At 39.7% G+C, this 19848-nt stretch carries 19 protein-coding genes; 4 read left to right on the top strand and 15 right to left on the bottom strand.

The window, feature by feature from the left end; genetic code table 11:
- Positions 1–10: 10 nt before the first annotated feature.
- Together ABS917_RS13450 and ABS917_RS13445 are read right to left on the bottom strand one after the other, a co-directional pair.
- The gene (locus ABS917_RS13450) at positions 11–1339 is read right to left on the bottom strand and encodes a hemolysin family protein (RefSeq protein WP_350479465.1); all 1329 of its coding nucleotides are present in this window, start codon (positions 1337–1339) and stop codon (positions 11–13) included.
- Between the two features lie 276 nt (positions 1340–1615).
- The gene (locus tag ABS917_RS13445) at positions 1616–2086 is read right to left on the bottom strand and encodes a Fe-S oxidoreductase (RefSeq protein WP_350479464.1); all 471 of its coding nucleotides are present in this window, start codon (positions 2084–2086) and stop codon (positions 1616–1618) included.
- A 261-nt stretch (positions 2087–2347) separates the two neighbouring features.
- On the opposite strand from ABS917_RS13445, the gene ABS917_RS13440 reads away from it, so the two are divergent.
- The gene (locus tag ABS917_RS13440; protein WP_350479463.1) at positions 2348–2890 is read left to right on the top strand and encodes a hypothetical protein; all 543 of its coding nucleotides are present in this window, start codon (positions 2348–2350) and stop codon (positions 2888–2890) included.
- Positions 2891–2974: 84 nt separating this feature from the next.
- On the opposite strand, the gene ABS917_RS13435 is transcribed toward ABS917_RS13440, so the two are convergent.
- Positions 2975–3379: a pyridoxamine 5'-phosphate oxidase family protein gene (locus ABS917_RS13435; protein ID WP_350479462.1), complete on the bottom strand. Its 405-nt coding sequence runs from the start codon at positions 3377–3379 to the stop codon at positions 2975–2977.
- A gap of 13 nt (positions 3380–3392) precedes the next feature.
- Positions 3393–3800 carry a pyridoxamine 5'-phosphate oxidase family protein gene (locus tag ABS917_RS13430; protein WP_350479461.1) on the bottom strand — a complete coding sequence of 136 codons (408 nt, stop codon included), beginning with the start codon at positions 3798–3800 and terminating at the stop codon, positions 3393–3395.
- A 360-nt stretch (positions 3801–4160) separates the two neighbouring features.
- On the opposite strand from ABS917_RS13430, the gene ABS917_RS13425 reads away from it, so the two are divergent.
- From ABS917_RS13425 to ABS917_RS13415, 3 genes are all read left to right on the top strand, one after another.
- Positions 4161–5252, top strand: coding sequence for an extracellular solute-binding protein (locus tag ABS917_RS13425; RefSeq protein ID WP_350479460.1), 1092 nt, complete (start codon positions 4161–4163; stop codon positions 5250–5252).
- 74 nt (positions 5253–5326) lie between these two features.
- Positions 5327–6397 carry an ABC transporter ATP-binding protein gene (locus ABS917_RS13420; protein ID WP_350479459.1) on the top strand — a complete coding sequence of 357 codons (1071 nt, stop codon included), beginning with the start codon at positions 5327–5329 and terminating at the stop codon, positions 6395–6397.
- 15 nt (positions 6398–6412) lie between these two features.
- Positions 6413–8134, top strand: coding sequence for an ABC transporter permease (locus tag ABS917_RS13415; RefSeq protein ID WP_350479458.1), 1722 nt, complete (start codon positions 6413–6415; stop codon positions 8132–8134).
- Between the two features lie 46 nt (positions 8135–8180).
- Here the strand turns inward: ABS917_RS13415 and ABS917_RS13410 are convergent, their stop codons facing one another.
- The 11 genes from ABS917_RS13410 to ABS917_RS13360 form a co-directional block, all read right to left on the bottom strand.
- Positions 8181–8681, bottom strand: a complete 501-nt coding sequence (locus ABS917_RS13410; protein ID WP_350479457.1) for a GNAT family N-acetyltransferase — start codon at positions 8679–8681, stop codon at positions 8181–8183.
- A 58-nt stretch (positions 8682–8739) separates the two neighbouring features.
- Complete coding sequence (locus ABS917_RS13405; RefSeq protein WP_350479456.1) at positions 8740–9756, bottom strand: hypothetical protein; 1017 nt, start codon at positions 9754–9756, stop codon at positions 8740–8742.
- A gap of 144 nt (positions 9757–9900) precedes the next feature.
- Entirely contained in the window at positions 9901–10953 is a 1053-nt protein-coding gene (locus ABS917_RS13400; RefSeq protein ID WP_350479455.1) for an NAD(P)/FAD-dependent oxidoreductase, read from the bottom strand.
- An 81-nt stretch (positions 10954–11034) separates the two neighbouring features.
- Positions 11035–11850 carry an ABC transporter ATP-binding protein gene (locus ABS917_RS13395; protein WP_350479454.1) on the bottom strand — a complete coding sequence of 272 codons (816 nt, stop codon included), beginning with the start codon at positions 11848–11850 and terminating at the stop codon, positions 11035–11037.
- Positions 11850–12881 (bottom strand): FecCD family ABC transporter permease, encoded by a 1032-nt coding sequence (locus tag ABS917_RS13390; protein ID WP_350479453.1) that lies wholly within the window; start codon positions 12879–12881, stop codon positions 11850–11852. Before ABS917_RS13390 ends, ABS917_RS13395 begins: the two co-directional genes overlap by 1 nt.
- Positions 12878–13912 (bottom strand): FecCD family ABC transporter permease, encoded by a 1035-nt coding sequence (locus ABS917_RS13385; RefSeq protein ID WP_350479452.1) that lies wholly within the window; start codon positions 13910–13912, stop codon positions 12878–12880. Before ABS917_RS13385 ends, ABS917_RS13390 begins: the two co-directional genes overlap by 4 nt.
- A gap of 1 nt (position 13913) precedes the next feature.
- On the bottom strand, positions 13914–14975 hold the full coding sequence (locus ABS917_RS13380; RefSeq protein WP_350479451.1) for an iron-siderophore ABC transporter substrate-binding protein: 1062 nt from the start codon (positions 14973–14975) through the stop codon (positions 13914–13916).
- 207 nt (positions 14976–15182) lie between these two features.
- Positions 15183–16388, bottom strand: coding sequence for an L-2-hydroxyglutarate oxidase (lhgO, locus tag ABS917_RS13375; protein WP_350479450.1), 1206 nt, complete (start codon positions 16386–16388; stop codon positions 15183–15185).
- A 12-nt stretch (positions 16389–16400) separates the two neighbouring features.
- On the bottom strand, positions 16401–17690 hold the full coding sequence (locus tag ABS917_RS13370) for a (Fe-S)-binding protein (RefSeq protein ID WP_350479449.1): 1290 nt from the start codon (positions 17688–17690) through the stop codon (positions 16401–16403).
- On the bottom strand, positions 17683–19089 hold the full coding sequence (locus ABS917_RS13365) for an FAD-binding oxidoreductase (protein WP_350479448.1): 1407 nt from the start codon (positions 19087–19089) through the stop codon (positions 17683–17685). The genes ABS917_RS13370 and ABS917_RS13365 overlap by 8 nt, the downstream gene beginning before the upstream one ends.
- Positions 19090–19143: 54 nt before the next feature.
- Positions 19144–19845, bottom strand: a complete 702-nt coding sequence (locus ABS917_RS13360) for a FadR/GntR family transcriptional regulator (RefSeq protein WP_350479447.1) — start codon at positions 19843–19845, stop codon at positions 19144–19146.
- Positions 19846–19848 lie beyond the last annotated feature (3 nt).

Genomic DNA, 19848 nt, shown 5'->3' with positions numbered 1-19848 from the left:
TATCGTTCATTTACTGCTGAAGTTTATATTGTCTTAATACAACTTCTTTAATTTGATAATTGTCCATATCTGAAATGACCCAAATATGGTCGTCAAATTTTATTTCATCACCGATCTGAAGCTCTTCTCCGTTTTTGATCGAATCAATATTCGTATGCTGAATCCAGCCGCCGATTGTATCAATCTCATCACTATCCTCAAACTCAAACCCGAAACGATCTTCCAGTTCATCGAGCAGTACACGGCCATTAATCGTATATTCGTTTTCTCCTGACTTACGGATTTCATCTACTTCATCCTCGTCAAATTCGTCCCGAATCTCTCCAACCAGCTCTTCCAAAACGTCTTCCATCGTTAGTACACCGGCTGTACCGCCATATTCATCGATAATAACCGTCATATGCACTTTCGCCTTTTGCATTTTTAACAATGCATCCTGGATACTCGTCACACCTAAAACGAATGGTACTTTCGTTAAAAACTGCTCGAGCTGTACCGTACGATTTGAAACGATATGGCTAAGAAGCTTGTTCGCATTGACGACACCAATAATGCGGTCTTTATCATTATTTTCAACAATCGGATAACGTGTATAGTTATGTTCATCTAAAATTTGAATAATCTCTTCGGCGCTCATATCTTTGTCGATTGTAACTAAGTCTGTTCGCGGCACCATAATATCTTTTGCAACACGTTCATCAAAAGCAAATACATTTTCTAAATATTTCAGTTCTTGTTGGTCTATCTGCCCGCCCTGGAAACTTTGAGCCATAATAATTTTCAGCTCTTCTTCCGAATAGGCCTGCTCTTCACTTGCTGATTTAACACCGATTGCGCGTAATAGTAAACGAGACGTTCCATTTAATGCCTGGATAAACGGATACATAATTTTACCGAACCAATAAAGAGGTCCTGCAAGCATTAATGTTACTTTCTCGGAAAACTGAATCGCTAATGTTTTTGGCGCCATTTCGCCAATTACTACGTGCAAATAACTTACAATGGCAAGTGCAATTACATAGGAAGCAGCCGAAGATACTACATCTGAAACATTTAACCAGTCAAATACAGGATACAGCAGTTCTTTTACGTACGGCTTTGTAAACGCACCCAAACCGATTGCTGTAATTGTAATACCAAGCTGACAGGCAGATAAATAATAATCAAGGTCCCCTGCTACTTTTTTTGCAATGACTGCTTTTTTATTACCTTCCGAAATCAATTGATCAATACGGGATTTACGAATTTTTACGACAGCGAATTCTGCTGCAACGAAAAATGCGGTTAAACCTAAAAAGATAATTAATAAAATGATGTTTAATATGGTGTTTACGTCCAATTACTTCCCTCAGCGTGAGGGATTCACCTCCAAAAATGATTTAATAATAATTTGGTCTTTCTCTTATGTACCCAACTATCTTATTGTACATGCTAACAAAAATGGTGAAGTTACTAATTCCTTTAAGAGAATTTGCTCTTCAAAACCATCACGTTATAGTTTAAGAAGATTATATAGTTTTTATTTTCAAATCACAATTAATTGTGCCCAAAAAATAAAAAATTACAAAAAAAGCTTTCAACTTTGAATAATCAAGCTGAAAACTTTTAAGAAAATTTATTCTACATCGACTGAAGATTTTATAATTTCGCCATTATATAATTGAACTTTTTCATATTCGTCTTTCTTCACTTGGAGAACGAATGTATGCGGAACGCCTTCTTCATCACATACTTGTCCGACATTGTCGATCAATTGAACGGCCAAGTTATTACCATGTTTGTATACATTATCGACTGAAGTACCACAGCTACCAGAGTAAGTGACAATAAATACTGCCATATACTTATCCATATCAAGCGTAAAATTATCTACATCAAAGCGAGCTTGCAGTGATTCAAATTGTCCTTGAGTATTTGCATAGGCTATATGGGGAACGAGCGACTCATAAATCGGTGCAATTTTTTCATCATACTTAATAATTTCAAATGGTACTGCCTGTTTCTCAGTAAATTTAACTTTTGGATTTTCTTCATTACTACAACCTGCCAATAACAATAGGAAGATTGCAAACAAATATTTTTTCATTATAAATTCCCTTCTCTTTCTCTTCTTCATAGTGATTTTAGTCCAGTTGCACACATTTTTCAAATCATCTATCTTTCTTTAAGTAATTGTTTGTTAACAATTCCCCTCATTCATTATCGAATAAAACATCTTAAATTAAATCGCATTTTGGGTGAAAATAAGAACCACTATGGTATTTCGTCTATTATAGGCGAATTCCTATTGGCGTTTACCCGCATTTACATACATTACAAAGAATACTTAAGAAAGAAGGTATGCTTGTTGTATCAAAATCCGTTTGAACGCTTTGATGAGAGCCCTGAAGGACAACCGTTTCAACAACAGTTTTTCCCAGCACCACCAGGACCAGGCCCGGGAGGTTTTCCAGGTAGTTTCCCTGGACCTGGATTCCCCGGAGGAGGTCCTGGAGGTTTCCCAGGTGGTGGCCCTGGCGGCTTCCCGGGTGGTGGTCCCGGTGGTTTTCCAGGTGGTGGCCCCGGCGGCTTCCCTGGAAGTCCCGGAGGTGGCCCAGGTGGTGGTCCTGGAGGAGGCCCTGGCGGCAATACTCCAATGCCAATGGGACCGCCCCCTACTTTTACTCCGCAAATGCAACAACTATCCGCTAGCCAGTCACAGCAAGGTTCCAGTGGTATAAGACGTTGTATTTACCGTAATACGTTTATATGGCAACGAAACGGAAATAGTTTCTGGTTCTTCCCGACATTTGTGACGAGTAATATCATATTAGGATTTAGATGGGGTCGTTTCGGTTGGGTATACAGTTCAGTTAATCGAAATTCAATTCTGACTTTCCAATGTTTCTAACCTAAATACAAAAGCTCTTATGGCGCAGTTTTCAATACTGTGCCATAAGAGCTTTTACTTATTGTTGCCGCAAAATCAACTATCTTAAAGCTTCAGTTCCTGGGGTTCACCATCATTCATTAATTTGATTGTGATTGGATCAAATTGTAGTGTCACCATATCCCCGTCTTCAGAAGTAAAAACATCTTTAAAGAAGTTTGTGATTTTCAACTTCAATGTATCATCTTTTACTTCGCTAAGTTTTGCAGTAATTTCTAAATACGGGGCATGAAGATCTTCTTTTGTATAGCCCAGTAAAATATGAGTGTAAGGATTTTCATTTAAATCGTACACTTTTTGAGAGTCTTCAGTTGTTGTCGCATAGAGCGTGAAGTCTTCATTTGTAAATGTCATGTAACGAACATAAGGGTGACGTCCGTTTAATGTAGCCATTGTCCCGATTTTATGGTCTTTAATAATTGAAAGTACTTTTTCTTTTAATGTATCCATTATACTGCCTCCCTTAGTAAAGTTGAATCTCTTCCTGGTTTTTTCCGTTTTTATTCATAATTCTCATTCGTGTCGGCGTAACTTGAATTAGCACAAAGTTTCCGTCCGCATGCTCCGGATATTTTTCAAGCAGCTGCTGCTTCACAACATCGTTCAATGTTGTCGCTGCATTGCCTTCAATTTCCAAAAATGTTTCAAGTAAGCCATCGCTTTCATAGCCTAATAAAATATGGGTGCCGCCATACTCAGTAATTTCGCGCACTACATCCGAATCTTCCAGTGCAACGGTATAAAGTTTTGATTCTACATAGTGAAATGTCATATAGCGCGAATTCGGCACACCGTTATTATTTGTGGCCATAACGCCAATACTGTTTTCATTTAAAATTTGCAAAGCAATTTCTTTATTACTTTTACTCATATTTTCACTCCTCCGGTAATTTAAGTTCCATCAATCGTGAGATGAGAAGCACGTCCAACTGTATGTAATTCCAAAACAATGGGAAAAACCGCTGTTGTGCTGATGCTTTTATAATTCCCTTAATAAATTTAAATAAAACAATTTTCCTCATATTTAACCTGGCCTATAATTCTCTCATCTTTCCCCGTTACAGTAATTCCTACATAAAAATTTGTCTTTTTCTATTAAGTAAACTGTAAAAAATTAAAAGTTTTAGGGATATTTGTTTGAATATTAAAAAATTTGTAGATAAAATGAAATTGGAATAGATATCCTTTATTCTGCTTGAAAAAGAAAAACTATATGTAAGGAGGACATTGGATGAAAAGATTTACTTGGCTTTCTCTTATTCTCACAACTCTTTTATTAGTTTTAGTTGCGTGTGGCGACTCCGAGGAGACGGCAAATGATTCAACTCAAGGCGATAGCGGCACGAAAGAAGGTTCGACAGAAGAAAATGCTTCCGGCAAGCTCGTAATTTACACGGGGCGTGACGAAAACATGGTACAGGGTGTTATCGAAAAATTTAATGAGCGTTACCCGAATATCAAAGTGGAATATATGACAATGGGTGCACAGCAGATTTTAGAGCGTGTGCGAGGTGAAAAAGCCAATCCACAAGGAGATTTTTGGTGGGGTGGTACACAGTCAGCAATGATGGTTGCTGCAAATGAAGATTTACTTTTACAGTGGGATCCTTCATTTATCGATTCCATTGACCCTCTTCATAAAGATGAACAAAATCGTTGGGTCGGTGAAATGCTGTTGCCTGAAGTCATTATGATTAACAGTGAAGTGATGTCACCTGAAGAAGGTCCACAGGATTGGGACGAATTACTTGATCCGAAGTGGAAAGATGAGATTTTAATTCGCGGTGTTCTTGCTTCAGGAACGATGCGCACAATTTATTCTTCTATGATTTTCCGTCAAGGTGCCGATGATCCGTCAAAAGGCTATGATTGGCTGATGCAACTTGATGCGAATACAAAAGAATATACACAGGATCCTAACGCATTGTATTTAAAGCTGGCACGCCAGGAAGGTTCAATTTCGTTATGGAACTTGCAGGATATTTTACTGAAAAAACATACAACCGATTACACGTTTGACTTTATTTATCCGGAAAGTGGTGCACCGATTCTAGTCGATGCAGTCGGTATTGTAAACAATGCTAAAAACGAAGAAAATGCGAAATTATTTATGGAATTCCTGTTCGATCAAGAGACAATGGTAGAACTTTCGAAAGAGTACTACCAAATCCCAACACGTACGGATATTGCGGCTGATGCAATGCCGAACTGGTATAAAGAGTTGGATTTAAAAGCATTGGATATCGATTGGCAAGTAATGGCCGATAAAGAAGCGGAATGGATGGAACATTGGGATACAAATATTAAAGGAAAAGGCAAATAGTAGTTATATGACTGACCTCTGAATAAAGAGGTCTTTCTTTTCCTAATTTGTCGGTGTGAAGGGAGTTGGATTGGATGAAAGCTGTTCATATTAACGACGTTTCAAAAAAATTCGGTGATGTCGTAAGCGTCAAAGATTTAGAGCTGGATATAAAATCGGGTGAATTTTTTACATTTTTAGGTCCAAGTGGCTGTGGCAAAACAACAACTTTACGGATGATTGCCGGATTTTACTACCCCTCTCAAGGAAAGATTTACTTTGACAATCAGGATGTCACAACATTGCAGCCCAATAAACGTAATATCGGAATGGTGTTTCAAAACTATGCACTCTTCCCGCATATGACAGTCAATGAAAATATTGCATTTGGTCTGGAAATCCGGAAATATGATAAAAAAACGATCAAAGAAAAGGTTGACCGGATACGCGAGCTCGTTCATTTAGGACCATATGGCTCACGTAAGATTAATGAATTATCAGGAGGACAGCAGCAGCGCGTTGCTTTGGCACGAGCGCTTGTCATTGAACCTGACATCTTGCTGCTGGATGAGCCATTATCCAATTTGGACGCAAAGCTTCGTGAGGAAACTCGGATTGAAATTAAACGGATTCAGTCAGAGCTGGGTGTGACGACAATTTACGTTACTCATGATCAGACTGAAGCAATGGCAATGTCGGATCGGATTATGGTAATGGAGCATGGGATCGTCAAACAAATCGGTACGCCGCAGGAAATTTATCACCGTCCAAATAACCGCTTTGTCGCTACTTTTATTGGAGAAACAAACTTACTTACGATGAAAGTAACATTGATTGAAGACAATATTATTACTGTTACAAATGAGAAAGGACTTGAACTCCAAGGCCTGACAGAAAACCTGGCACCGGGTCTTCAAGTATCAACTGGGGACGAAATTTATGTATCAGTCCGTCCTGAAGCATTTGAAGGCGGTCCTGGCGAAAACACCGTTACAGGTATCGTCGAGCTGATCGAATTTACCGGACTCAGCGTAAATTACTTTGTTAAATGGAATGATACAACATTAAAAGCAATGATTATTAGTCGGGGTACTGCAATACTGCAAGCTGGCGATATGATTGAATTACATATCCCGAAACAAAATATTTATTTCCTAGGAGAATAAGAGAGGAGGCACACAATGAGCAAAAAATCCGTTGACACATACGAAGCGAGTTGGTGGTCTCGTCTTACACAATCACGCTATTTTGTCTATATTCTTATCTCCCCGCTGTTTTTAATATTGTTTGCCTATGTTATTTATCCATTTTACTCAACATTTATTCAGAGTTTCGCAGGTGACCATCAGCTAGCAAACTATCAGAAGTTTTTCAGTTTAGAAAGTACAGCCAATTTAGAGGCACTTTGGAATAGCTTTTATATATCGATTATTAGTGTCATATGTTGCGCTGTTGTCGGGGTTATGATGGCCTTTTTACTGGAACGCTATGATTTTCCGGGTCGCCGTCTGCTTTCTATTTTAGTACTTGTCCCAATGGCATTGCCCCCGCTAGTCGGAGTTTTATCCTTTACATTTTTATATGGTGAAAGTGGCATTTTCCCGCGCTTATTTCAGCAGATGTTGCAATTGGAAGATGTTCCTTTTTCATTAAAAGGGATTTGGGGTGTCATTGTTGTTCATACGTTTACGATGTATACGTACTTCTATTTAACTGCTTCTGCAGCTATTAAAGGGCTTGACCCATCTTTGGAAGAAGCCGCAACTAGCCTGGGGGCAAGCCGGATACGGGTTTGGCGGAAAATTATTTTGCCGATGCTTACCCCATCTTTAATCGCATCTTCCCTTCTCGTTTTCATGGTGTCGATGGCATCCTATACCGCGCCACTCATGTTCGGGGTTGAGCGTACAATGACGATGCAAATTTATTTATCTCGCACAAACGGCAATTTGGATATGGCGGCAACACAGTCAACCATTTTATCGTTCGTGTCCATCACTTTTTTACTTATTATGCGCTGGTATCAAAACCGACGTAACTATCAAAATTTAAGTAAAGGTATAAGTGTTCACCGTTCGGAAGTGAGCTCGAAGCCATTGAAGTATTTAGCGGTTGCACTGTCGTTCATTGGAACGTTAATTTTGATCCTGCCGATTTTAGTTCTGATCTTAATTTCATTTTCAAAAGACGGTGCCTGGACAATTCAGATTTTGCCGACCGAATATACGCTCGACCATTACAAAGCTCTATTTACTGATGAACGGACATGGCGTCCAATTTGGAACTCGCTGCAGATGGGCTTCATCGCAACAGTCGGCAATATTATATTCGGTGTTGCTGCTGCTTATGCGATGGTTAGACTGAGCTTCAAAGGGAAAACAGCACTTGATATTTTAATTACGATTCCATGGGCATTGCCAGGTACAGTTGTAGCCGTTAACTTAATCGCGGCGTTCTCTACGGAAAGCGTGTTTACAGTCAATCAAGTATTGATCGGTTCATTCTGGATATTACCGCTTGCGTATTTTATCCGGCATTTGCCGCTTGTCTTCAGGTCAACATCCGCTTCCCTCATGCAGTTGGATCAGTCTGTGGAAGAGGCTTCCCGTAGTTTAGGGGCAACATGGTGGTATACATTCAGAAGAATTGTCATCCCGCTTACTTTATCAGGCGTTCTTGCAGGTACATTGCTGGCATTTGTCCAGAGTATTGGAGAGTTCGTCGCATCGATTTTGATCTACAATACATCGACGATTCCATTGTCAGTAGCAATTTTCCAAAAGCTGTATGCCTTCAAGTTCGGTACAGCGTGCGCATATGGTGTGCTGCAGATTATTCTAATCCTTATTGTCCTGATCATTTCAGAGCGCTTATCAAAAGGCTCTGCAGGAAGTGCTATATAACCAAAAAAAGTAAAAGCAGAAAAACTGCTTTTACTTTTTTTATTAGCTATAACTCTTTTACCATCCACACTTGATCATAATAGTTTCCATCAACCTTTAGTGCACGCTGTTCCTTTGCAAATTGCTTAAATCCTAGTGATTCGTACAGAGAGATTGCCTGTTCATTTGTTGACTCGACAGTTAAATGTAACTGTTCAAGACCGTCGTTTTCTCTTAATAGGCGGAACAGTTCCTCTATCATATCCCGCGCTACACCTTTTCCTCTCGATTCAGGCAAAACATATAGTCCGACAAGAAGACCTTTATGATTTAATTTTGCGCCCGTTTCTCTTATAAATGTAGCAATTCCAATCAGCTCGTTCTCTTCAAATGCCCCAAGCGTAAATTTATCTGCTTGTGGGCGAAGACGTTGTTCAATTTCCGGGACCGTATAGTTGTTCTCATGTTCAAAAGACGAGCTAAATAATGCCGGGGAATTTAAAAGCCCGTGTAATCTAACCCGTTTATATTGTTCTGCATCTTTATAACCTAATATTCGAATGTTCATCTTTTCACCTCATAACATTGCGTTCTATAATCTATACCCCATTTCTTAATCTTTTACACTATTTCTCTATTATCGCTAACTCTATTTCACTTCGTAATAGTGCTGGCATGTCTGCATAAACCCCAATATATTTTGCCTTTTTTTCAAATCCCCCAACTAATTGGATCGTCTGCAATTCCTTCAGCTCAATAACAAAATCAGGCAGTTCCTCTGTATTTCCTAATACTTTAAAATGATGAATCTTTTCATCTTGTACGGACATATGCAGTTGCGAAATGTTTTTCAGGTCAATTTTTGTTTGTTTCATTAAGCCGTTGGAAAGATATAAATATCCGTTTTCGATACGGACTGGATTTAGTACTAATGCACGAGAATCTGCCAGCAAGAATATGAGTCCATAAAGTGAGAGAACTGTATGACCCCAAGCTAAAATCGGCATACGGTCATGGAAAAACCAATGAAATGCGATTGCTTCAAATAATGCGGCATGAAAAATCATAAATAGCACAGGGACATACATCGTATTTTTGTGAACGGTAAATCCGTCTGGCTGTTTTTTCTTCCAACTGTAAAATGCATAATAAAAAACAAGCATCTCCTGGCAAAGTACTCTCATTAATACGTTATCTTTCACTTTCTCTGCTACGATTCGAGGAAATGCAAAAATAAGTTGTTCCTGCTCGAATTTGACCGCCCGAATGATGCTCGGTAAATATTTTATGAAAACAAATAAAATGATCAATTCCACAAAAACCAATCCCGCTTCTACAGCGATTGCAGAAAAAGTTATGTAACGGAATGGTTCCATCAATCCATTAGGGATGACTAGTCGAGCAAACAAAATACCCGCTCCAACAAAGACAATAAAATTTTTGACAGTCCATTTTCCCCTTTGCAGCAAGAGAAGCGCTGGTGCCACTACTGCACAGTCAATTAGCGAACCGATTACCATTCCCCTTACTTCCTCATCTGAAAGTGCGGAAACAAACGACAACTGATAAACAACCATATTGCTCAGTAAAATGACACAAGCAATCAAGAGCCATTTATAATCAACTACTCTTTGAAAAACCATTATAATCCCCTCCCTTAAATGCATTACATAGATTACCTAATACTTCCATTATAATCAATTACTCCCCTTCCATCATCAATAAAAAAACGCAGAAGTTCAGGTAAACTTCTGCGTTGTAATTATTCTATTTAAGCGTTCATCTTACTAGCCATTCACGAGCATGTCTTTCATCAGTTCACGGTTGCGTTTTTCGAACACTTCATTATGTGAAGAAACTTTTGCATACTGATCTGCTGTTGGTTCAAGACTAATTTTGATGGCGTTGATCGCATTGACAGCATCCTGGAATGTACCGGTAATTAAATATACTTTATTATCATATTTGGAAATATCGCCAACAGCATAAATACCGTCAACCGATGTGAGTCCTTTACCGTCCGTCAAATAATAATAGTCATAGTCTTTATCTTTTTCCGGAGAGAGTGCCGCATCAAAAGAAAATGAAGAATCCCGGTCATAGCCGTGATTTACAAGGACATCATCTACAACGATTTTCGATGTTTCCTTTGTTACGACATTTTCCAAAATGACTTCTTCTATTTTTGTTTTTGTCTCATTCGCTACAAGTGTTTTTATCTGTGTATTTGTAATGATCGGAACGCCATTATCCTGCAAATGTCGGATTTGTGCTTCGTGCGCAGATAGCTTTTCGCCTCTGTAAATGACGGTAATCTGCTTGGCAATACCGATCAGATCCTTCGCCCAGTCAATCGCCGAATTGCCGCCGCCTGAAATTAGCAGTGACTTGTCCTTAAAGCTTTGAATACCTCGAATTGTATAATGCAAGTTCGATACTTCATACTTTTCCGCGCCTTCAATATGCAATTTAATCGGACTAATAATGCCGCCGCCTACTGCAACGATCACTTTTTTCGAATAGTGTTTTTCGCCTGAACTTGTCTCAATCACAAATAAATCTTCTTTTTTTGTGATGAAATCGACTTTCGTATTTAGACATACAGTTGGCTTAAATGTCAGTCCCTGTTTAATAAGATTTTCAATGACTTGCTGTGCTGGTGTTGGAGGCATACCGCCGATATCCCAAATGATCTTTTCAGGATAAACGTGAAGCTTCCCGCCGAGCGTCGGCTGAAATTCAATAATTTTCGTTTTTAAATCTCTCAACCCTGCATAGAACGCACTGTATAATCCACTAGGACCACCGCCAATTATCGTTACATCATAAATTTCGTTCATTCGAAACACTCCATTCTTTTCATTTGACGGACAATTACGCTTGTCGCGAAATCGCCTCCGGATTCCATTGACTAAGTGCAGCTAAACGAGCATTCCGGATTTCGAATGGTGTCTTCCGATTGGTATAACAGAAGGCGAATCCGAAACAGGATCTTGTGTGACAACACAGTTTAAATTAAATATATCTTTGATCAAATCACTCGTAATTACGTGTGCTGGTGTTCCCTCCGAAACAAGTCGACCTTTATGTAAAGCAAAAATATAGTCGGCATAGCGGGCGGATAAATTAATATCATGGAGTACCATCACAATTGTCGTTCCGTGCTTACGATTTAAATCCGTCAATAAGTCCAAAATCTCCACTTGGTACGTAATATCCAAGTATGTAGTCGGTTCGTCCAAAAACAAAATGTCGGTTTGCTGTGCAAGTGCCATTGCAATCCATACACGTTGTCTTTGCCCTCCTGACAGCTCATCGATATGACTGTCGGCAAGTTCGGTAATGTTCATCATTTCCATCGCTTCCGCAACTGCATCATAATCCTCAGTTGACCAGCCCTTTAAAAAGCTCTGATGCGGAAACCTGCCCCGGCCAACTAAGTCAGCAACCGTGATGCCTTCAGGTACGATCGGTGATTGCGGAAGAAGTCCTAAAACTCGTGCAAGCTCTTTCGGCGGGATTTTGTTAATAGATTTATCATCCAACAATACTTGGCCGGAGATCGGCTTGATTAATCGTGCCATCGTTTTTAAAAGTGTCGATTTCCCACAGCCATTCGAACCGATAATAATGCTGATTTTATTGCTTGGAATCCCTAGACTAACACCTTGTAAAATCGCTTTGTTGTCATAGCCTGCAACAAGATTTTCCGTTTGGAATGTATGTGTCGATTTCATCATAAATCTCCTTTCCGATTAATACGGATTAATAAATAAATTAAGTATGGTGCACCGATTATCCCTGTAATGACCCCTACCGGATAGCGTGTCTCAAAAGCAAACTGTCCGATAAGATCTGCCGCCAATACTAAAATGACCCCGATTAAACCTGCAGGAATAAGACCTGAAAATCCGACACCTACTAATTTTTTTGCAATGGGACCTGCCAAAAAGGAAATGAAGGCAATTGGACCAGTTGCAGCAGTCGCCAATGCAATCATGAGCACCGACGTAATAATAAGGATGACTCTCGTTTGATTTGTATTGACGCCTAGAGATGTTGCCGCCTGTTCACCAAGTTCAAGCATTTCCAGACGCTTCGCAAAATACATTAAAATCGGTGTGCAAATACACACGATAAGTATTAGCGGGTATAAGTTCGTTAATTTAGCACCGTTTAAACTACCGCTCAGCCATCTCATTGCAGCCGGAATATCATGTGTATCCCCGATGAGCATTAAATAGTTGATAAAGGCCGTCAGCATCGCCTGAATGCCGATACCGATTAAAATAAGTCGACCAATCGAAAAGGATGTGCCTTTTGCCAGCAGATAAATAAAGATAGCGGTTGCAAGCCCTCCTATTACAGCTGCGATGGAGACAACCGTATTGCTTGCATTCAATACAATGATACAAAATACAGCTGCAGCACTTGAACCTGTTGTAATTCCGATTACATTTGGATTTGCCAGCGGGTTGCGCAGCATCGTCTGGAAAATATAGCCCCCGACACCAAATGCAAAGCCTGCAAACAAACCGGCTACCATTCTCGGGAAACGAATAGTATTTACCGCAAAGGATGCTCCCTTCACTTGTTCACCTAGTAAAACCTTTATGACATCCTGTACCGGATAAATCGTGTTGCCAAGCATAAGCATCAAACCGCAAAGTACTAGCGAAATGACAGCCATCAAGGAAGTCATCAATATAAACCGGCGTTTTCTTTTTAATCTTGACGTCTTAATCATATTCATCGTTTCATTCATCATATTGCACGCATTTTCGCTTTCATCGTAATTAAAATTAAAATCGGCGCACCAATAAAGGCCGTCACGATTCCAACTTCGAGCTCACTTGGACTGCCGAGGAGCCTTCCGATCACATCGGAAAAGGTTAAAATAATCGCCCCCGACAATGCTGACATCGGAATAATATAACGTAGATCAGGACCTACTACGAGACGTACGATATGTGTAGCTAATAAACCAATAAAGCCGATTGGACCTGCCAAAGCCGTCGCAGCACCACATAATAATACGCCACCTAATGCCGCTACAATTCTTACAGTACCTGTGCGTACACCCAACCCTGTCGCAACATCATCACCTAATGCCATCGCATTTAATGCCGGCGCTGTAATAAAGGCAATAAATAGTCCTACTACAATAAATGGAATAAATAATGTGATTGTATCCCAGCTGCCGGAACCGACACTTCCGACTTGCCAAAATCTGAACTGATCCATTACATTCGTTCTTGGTATCATGACTGCAACGACCAGTGATGACAAAATTGCACTCGTAGCTGCACCTGCCAATACGAGCTTTAATGGTGTCGCGCCGCCTTTCCCCATTGAACCAATCCCAAATACAAAAATAGCGGTAATAAAAGCTCCCGCTATCGCAAGCCAAATATACTGATTTGCTGAACTGATATTCAAAAAGGCAATGCCGCAAACGACAAATAGGGATGCCCCTGTATTTACACCTAATATACTTGGGTCTGCAATAGGATTACGCGTTACCGATTGCATAAGCGCTCCGGAAACACCTAATGCTGCGCCACATAGTAAGCAAAAAATCGTTCTTACCACACGCTGCCTTACGACGTTCGCTTCATGAGACTGAGCTTCTGAATGGAATAATCCATTCAGAAGATCTGTCCAGCTGATCATCCGTGAGCCAAATATAAGTGATGCTAGTATACATAGTCCGAGTAAAATAATTAAAAGCAATAAAACTTTTATAAAATTACGCGGCATCATAATTTGCTTCTTTTCTAAAACGGATGTACTTTTCATATTACTTTAACTTTTTCGCAACTTCCGAAATTAAAGTTACATACTCGTCGATTGTATATTGAATTGACAGCGGGTTCGGATTTCCTGCAGCAGCTAGTGGTGTGTTGTCAGGAATAATTAAAACCGTACCATTTTTGATTGCAGGTACTTCGCCTAAAATCGGATCTGCCTGAAGTGCTTTTAATGTGTTGTCATCGCCATATGCAATCAGGATTTCAGCATCATTTAAAGCATCTGCATTTTCTGCACTTAACTCGATATAAAAGCTGCTTTCATCCTGAACTTGCGCTTTAATGCTTTCCGGATATGCCATACCTAGCTCTTCCAGTAATTCGCCGCGCGGGTCAGCTGGTGTATAAATATAGAACTTCGATAAATCTGTAGCGTTAAACATACCGAACGCCGCTTTTTTACCTTTGATTTCAGGGAATTCGTTTGCTTTATCTTGAATTAATTTTTCTGTATCAGCGATTAATTGTTTACCTTCTTCTTCCATACCCATTCCTTTAGCATTGAATAGGATTTGGTCACGCCATGTAATAACCCATGGAGTTTCCGGATATGCAACGACCGGTGCAATCTCGCTTAATGTATCATACTCTTCTTGTGTAAGGCCTGAATATGCTGCCAAAATAACATCCGGATTTGAATCAGAAATCGCTTCAAAATCTATGCCATCTGTATCTTGGTAGATGTTCGGATTTTCTTCACCAAGCTCTTTTAATTTTTCCGCTGTCCATGGAAGCATACCGCTTTCATCCTGCACTCCGTAGTTTGCTGCTGAGAAACCTACTGGTACTACACCTAGAGCAAGTGCCACATCATGGTTTGCCCATGCAACCGTTGCTACACGCTCCGGTTTTTCTTCAATTACTGTTTCTCCTAATGCATGTTTGATTACGATTGGATATTGCGTAGCTGAATCTTCAGAATTCGAAGAGCCTGCTGTTTCATTTGAATTCTTATCTGTACTTGTTTCTTTATCTGAGCAACCCGCAACAACTAGTAAGCCCATTGCTACGAAAAGCATTGCCATTAAAGAATAGAACTTTTTCGTTTTCATCTAATTAACGCCCCTTAAAGTTGATTGATAACAATTATCATTATCGCTAATTAGAATAATAAAGCTATTTGATAATGATTGTCAATGAGATTATTACTTATTGCGTACTATTTTTTTATATAGTAAGGCCTTCTTTCAGCTATTAAACAGATTACAAAAAAATACCGAAAGCTTCTCTAAAATCTGAGCTTTCGGTATTTTATCTTTTTATGAATAAACAGTTTCAAATTTCTTCTCAAATCTAGAGACAATTTCCTTGCCGATTTCAAGAGATGCAGTTGCTGCTGGTGAAGGGGCGTTTAGTACATGAATGCTGCTTTTACCAGGGATGAAATAAAAGTCATCAACCATTGAGCCATCACTTTTTAGTGCTTGGGCCCGTACTCCCGCTCCACCCGGTTCTAAATCATCCGCTTGAATTTCCGGAATAAGCTTTTGTAAACTTTTCACGAATAACCCTTTGCTGTATGAACGGGCCATCTCATTCAGCCCTTCTTTCATATTTTTCCCTGCTAGCTTCCAAAACCCTTTGTAAGTTAATGTTTCAGCTATATCAAAAAGGTTTATATCTGTTTTTTTATATCCCTCCCGTTTAAAGCTAAGCACAGCATTCGGACCTGCTTCTACTTCTCCGCCAATCATGCGCGTATAGTGTACACCTAAAAACGGAAAGTCCGGATTTGGTACAGGATAGATTAAATGATTGACTAAACTACGGCTGCTTTCTTTGAGCTTATAGTATTCGCCACGGAAAGGTACAATTTTTAAATCCGCAGAATATCCTGTCATTTTTGCGATGCGGTCACTTTGCAGTCCTGCACAGTTAATCATCACTTTTGCTTCGACTGTACCTTTAGAAGTTTCAATTGTCACACCATTATCGTGTTCATTAATTGATTTCACTTCTACCCCACAACGAATTTCTCCACCGTTTTTTTCTATTAACTCTCGTATTTTTTCCGATACTTGCTTGTAGTTCACAATCCCGGCTTGCGGAACACGAATAGCACCAAGCCCCGCTACATGCGGCTCAATTTCTTTAAGTTGCTCTGCATTCAGCATTTCAATTTCAAGCTCGTTTTGTATACCGCGCTCGTATAAGTTTTGTAATAGCGGCAGTTCGTGTTGCTCTGTTGCCACAATTACTTTCCCGCAAATGTCGTATTCAATGCCATGTTCTTCACAAAAGGCCACCATCGATTGACTTCCTTGCTTAGCAAAACGTGCCTTAAAGCTGCCAGGTTTATAATAAATGCCGGAATGGATCACACCACTATTATTGCCGGTTTGATGCTTCGATACCGAATTCTCCTTTTCTAAAATGACTACTTTTTTATCCGGGAAGCGTTCTGTTAAAGCTAGTCCAACAGATAAACCAACAATCCCACCACCTATAATCACTACTTCTAACATCTATTTTCCCCCTTACGCTTCTATTCCGCATGCTTCAGCTAACAACTCGACTAGATGTACAACCCGAACTGTTTCAGTTAACCCTTCACGCTCTACACCTAACTTCATTTGTAAATGACAGCCAGGATTAGTCGTAACTATTATATTTGGTCGTTGTTGTAATAACTTCACATGCTTCATTTTTTCATCTAATATTTTCATGGAATGGTTATAACGAATAATGTTATATATCCCTGCAGAACCACAACACATATGGGCTTCCGGCAATGGCATTAGTTCAATACCCGGAATACTGTTGATCATATGAAGTGGTTCATCTACACGTTTTTGTACATTTGTCATATGACAAGACGGTTGATAAGTAACGATATATGGCAAATCTTTTTTAAATGGCAGTGATAGCTGACTTAAAATCACGCTTATATCTACAGACTTTGCGGAAAAGTTTATTGCACGTTTTACCCAATCTGCTTCACTTGCTAATAATTGCGGATATTCCCCTAACATAGCTCCACAACCACCAATGCTATTTACTACGTAATCAAAATCATATTGCTCAAACGCTTCGATATTTCTCTTTGCCAATTGACGGGTATTATCTGATAAACCACTATGTTGATGAAGCGCACCGCAGCAGCCTTGTTCTTTAATAACAGTCACTTCACAGCCCGCTTGCTGCAATAGTCTCATACTAAGTGTATTAATCGATGAAAACATTGTGTCCATAATACAGCCAACAAAAAAGCCTACTTTAAATACTGGTTTTTGAGCTTGTACCGTATAATGCATTTTTCTTTTATTTCGCTTCATCGGTCCTTCGACGGTTGGTAAAATCGTTTCAAATGAATGTAGATTTTCCGGCAAAATATTTAATGCATTTGTTCTGTGCATAACTTTTTGCAGACCTGTTTTTTGATAGATAGCTAAGCCGGTACCAAGGACTTTTTGAATATTTTTATTTGGTACAACTTGGTTGAATAATAGCGATTTCACAGTTTTCATGCGTTTTTTCATTTGTCGTTCTTTATGAACCGTTAACACTTCGACCGCCGACTCCAAAATTTTCCCGTATTGTACGTTTGTTGGGCAGGCAGTTTCACATGCACGGCAACCTAGACATAAATCAATCGCCTCGGTTATTTCGTCATAAGTGATTTTTCCTTCGGCAGCCATTTTAACGAGATTTATGCGGCCACGTGGTGAATGGGTTTCTTTTTGGAATGTTACATACGTTGGGCAGGTTGGCAGACAATAGCCACATTGAACACAGCTTAGTGTCTCTTGATATGCGAGTTCAGTCATTTGTTAACACGAACCTTTGATTGGGCTCCGGAAAAATTTTCCCCGGGTTTAATATATCGTTCGGGTCCCAAGCCTGTTTAATTCGTTTCATCATATCTACCCCTACTGCCCCTAGCTCCATTTCCATAAATGGTGCTTTTAACGTACCGATTCCATGTTCACCCGATAATGTACCGCCTAGCTCTATAGCCGTACGGAAAATTTCTTCTACAGCTTTTTCTACACGTCGCATTTCTTCCACATCGCGTTCATCCGCAATAATGTTCGGATGTAAATTCCCATCACCTGCATGACCGAACACTACAAGGTCGACATTATATTTTTCACGTATTTCCTTTAAACGTTGAAACATCTCCGGAATTTTGCTGCGCGGGACGGTTGCATCTTCAGAAATTTTCGTCGGTTTAAGACGAACAATTGCTGGCGATACAAGTTTCCTCGCTTGCCATAGCTGTGCCGCTTCTTCTTTTGTTTGCGCGATTTGAACTGCACGGGCATTATCTTTAATACAAACATCATTTACTCGTTTAATTTCATCTTTAATTGCCTCTGGGTGACCATCTAATTCAATTAAAATTAACGCATCAATATTGGTTGGTAATCCTGATGGGCGATACGCTTCAACTGCATCTACCGAGGCTCTATCCATAATCTCAAGTTTTGCTGGTATAATTCCTGCGCTTAAAATATTGGAGATAGCGCGTCCTGCATCGACAATATCATCAAACTGAGCCATTAATGTTTCCGTTGCTTGCGGCTTTGGATATAAACGTAAAATGGCCTCTGTAATGACTCCTAATGTTCCTTCAGAGCCGACTATAAGCTTTGTTAAATCATAGCCGGTTACATTTTTCATCGTTTTACCACCCGTCCGAATGACATCTCCTTCAGGAGTGACAACTTCCAAGCCGATTACGTAATCTTTTGTTACACCATATTTTAATCCTTTTGGTCCACCTGAATTTTCAGCTAGGTTACCTCCGATTGTCGCGATATTCATACTGCTCGGATCAGGAGGGTAAATAAGACCGTATAGCAATGCGGCATCGTTAATCGCCTGTGCTGTAACCCCTGGTGATACTATTGCCAACATATTTTCCGCATCAATTTCTAATTTCGATGTCCATTGGGAGAGATCAAGCACAATCCCACCACGAACAGGCAAAGGGCCACCGCTTAAGCTTGTCCCTTGTCCGCGTGGATAGACGGGAATTTTATGAGTATTCGCCAGCTTTATAACAGAGGCTACTTCTTCTGTTGATAAAGGCTGTACAACGTATTCAGGCATATACGAACCGAATGAAGCATCATAAGAATAACTTACTAAATCAGCCTTTTCAGTAAGTATACGTGTGTCATCTTGTATACTTTGATTTAAAAGCTCTAGGATTTGGTTCATCTCGTTCCCTCCACTGTCCGCTAATTTCCGACCGCGATAGAGAACATCGTAACGTTACTCTTCCGGTAAGTTGAGAATTTTTTGGCGTGCATTGTTTAAATGTTCACGCATCGCATGTCTTGCACCCTCGCAATCTTTCTTTGCGATTGCCTGAGCAATTAGCATATGCTCCTTCGCTACTTCTTGACGTTTCTTGTCCCATCCTAAATTATGGGATAATGAAAACTTTAAAGCACGTAGATGCAGATCACTTAAGTTACTAATTGTTCCAGATATAAAATCGTTTTTACTTGCTTTCATTATGAATTGATGGAACTGATAGTCTTCTTCATGTCCAATCGCTTGATTATCTTGCATTAAATGCTGGAAGTGATCTACTAAGTTTTGAATCTCAACCAGCTCTTCTTCTGTTCGTCGTTCAGCAGCAAGTGCAGCCGCTTCACTCTCTATAATGATTCGAAATTCCAATAAATCGAGCACTTGTTTTTTATGGATAAGCTGGAAACGAACGGGATCAAGCAATTCAGCTAAAGACACTTCTTTAACTAAACTTCTTCCTCCTTGTCTACTTTCGATTGCACCTGCCACTTCAAGTACTTTCAATGCTTCTCGAATCGGTGCTCTACTTACACCAAAGCGTGTTGCTAATGCATTTTCGGTAGGTAATATTGTATTCGTTTGTAATTCACCAGTACGCATCATTTCGATTAAAAAATCTAAAACCTGATCCGCAACTTTTTTGCGTTCTACTTGCATATG

The sequence above is a fragment of the Solibacillus sp. genome, from assembly GCF_040273735.1.
Classification (GTDB): domain Bacteria; phylum Bacillota; class Bacilli; order Bacillales_A; family Planococcaceae; genus Solibacillus.
This window is presented reverse-complemented; position numbering and strand designations above follow the sequence as displayed.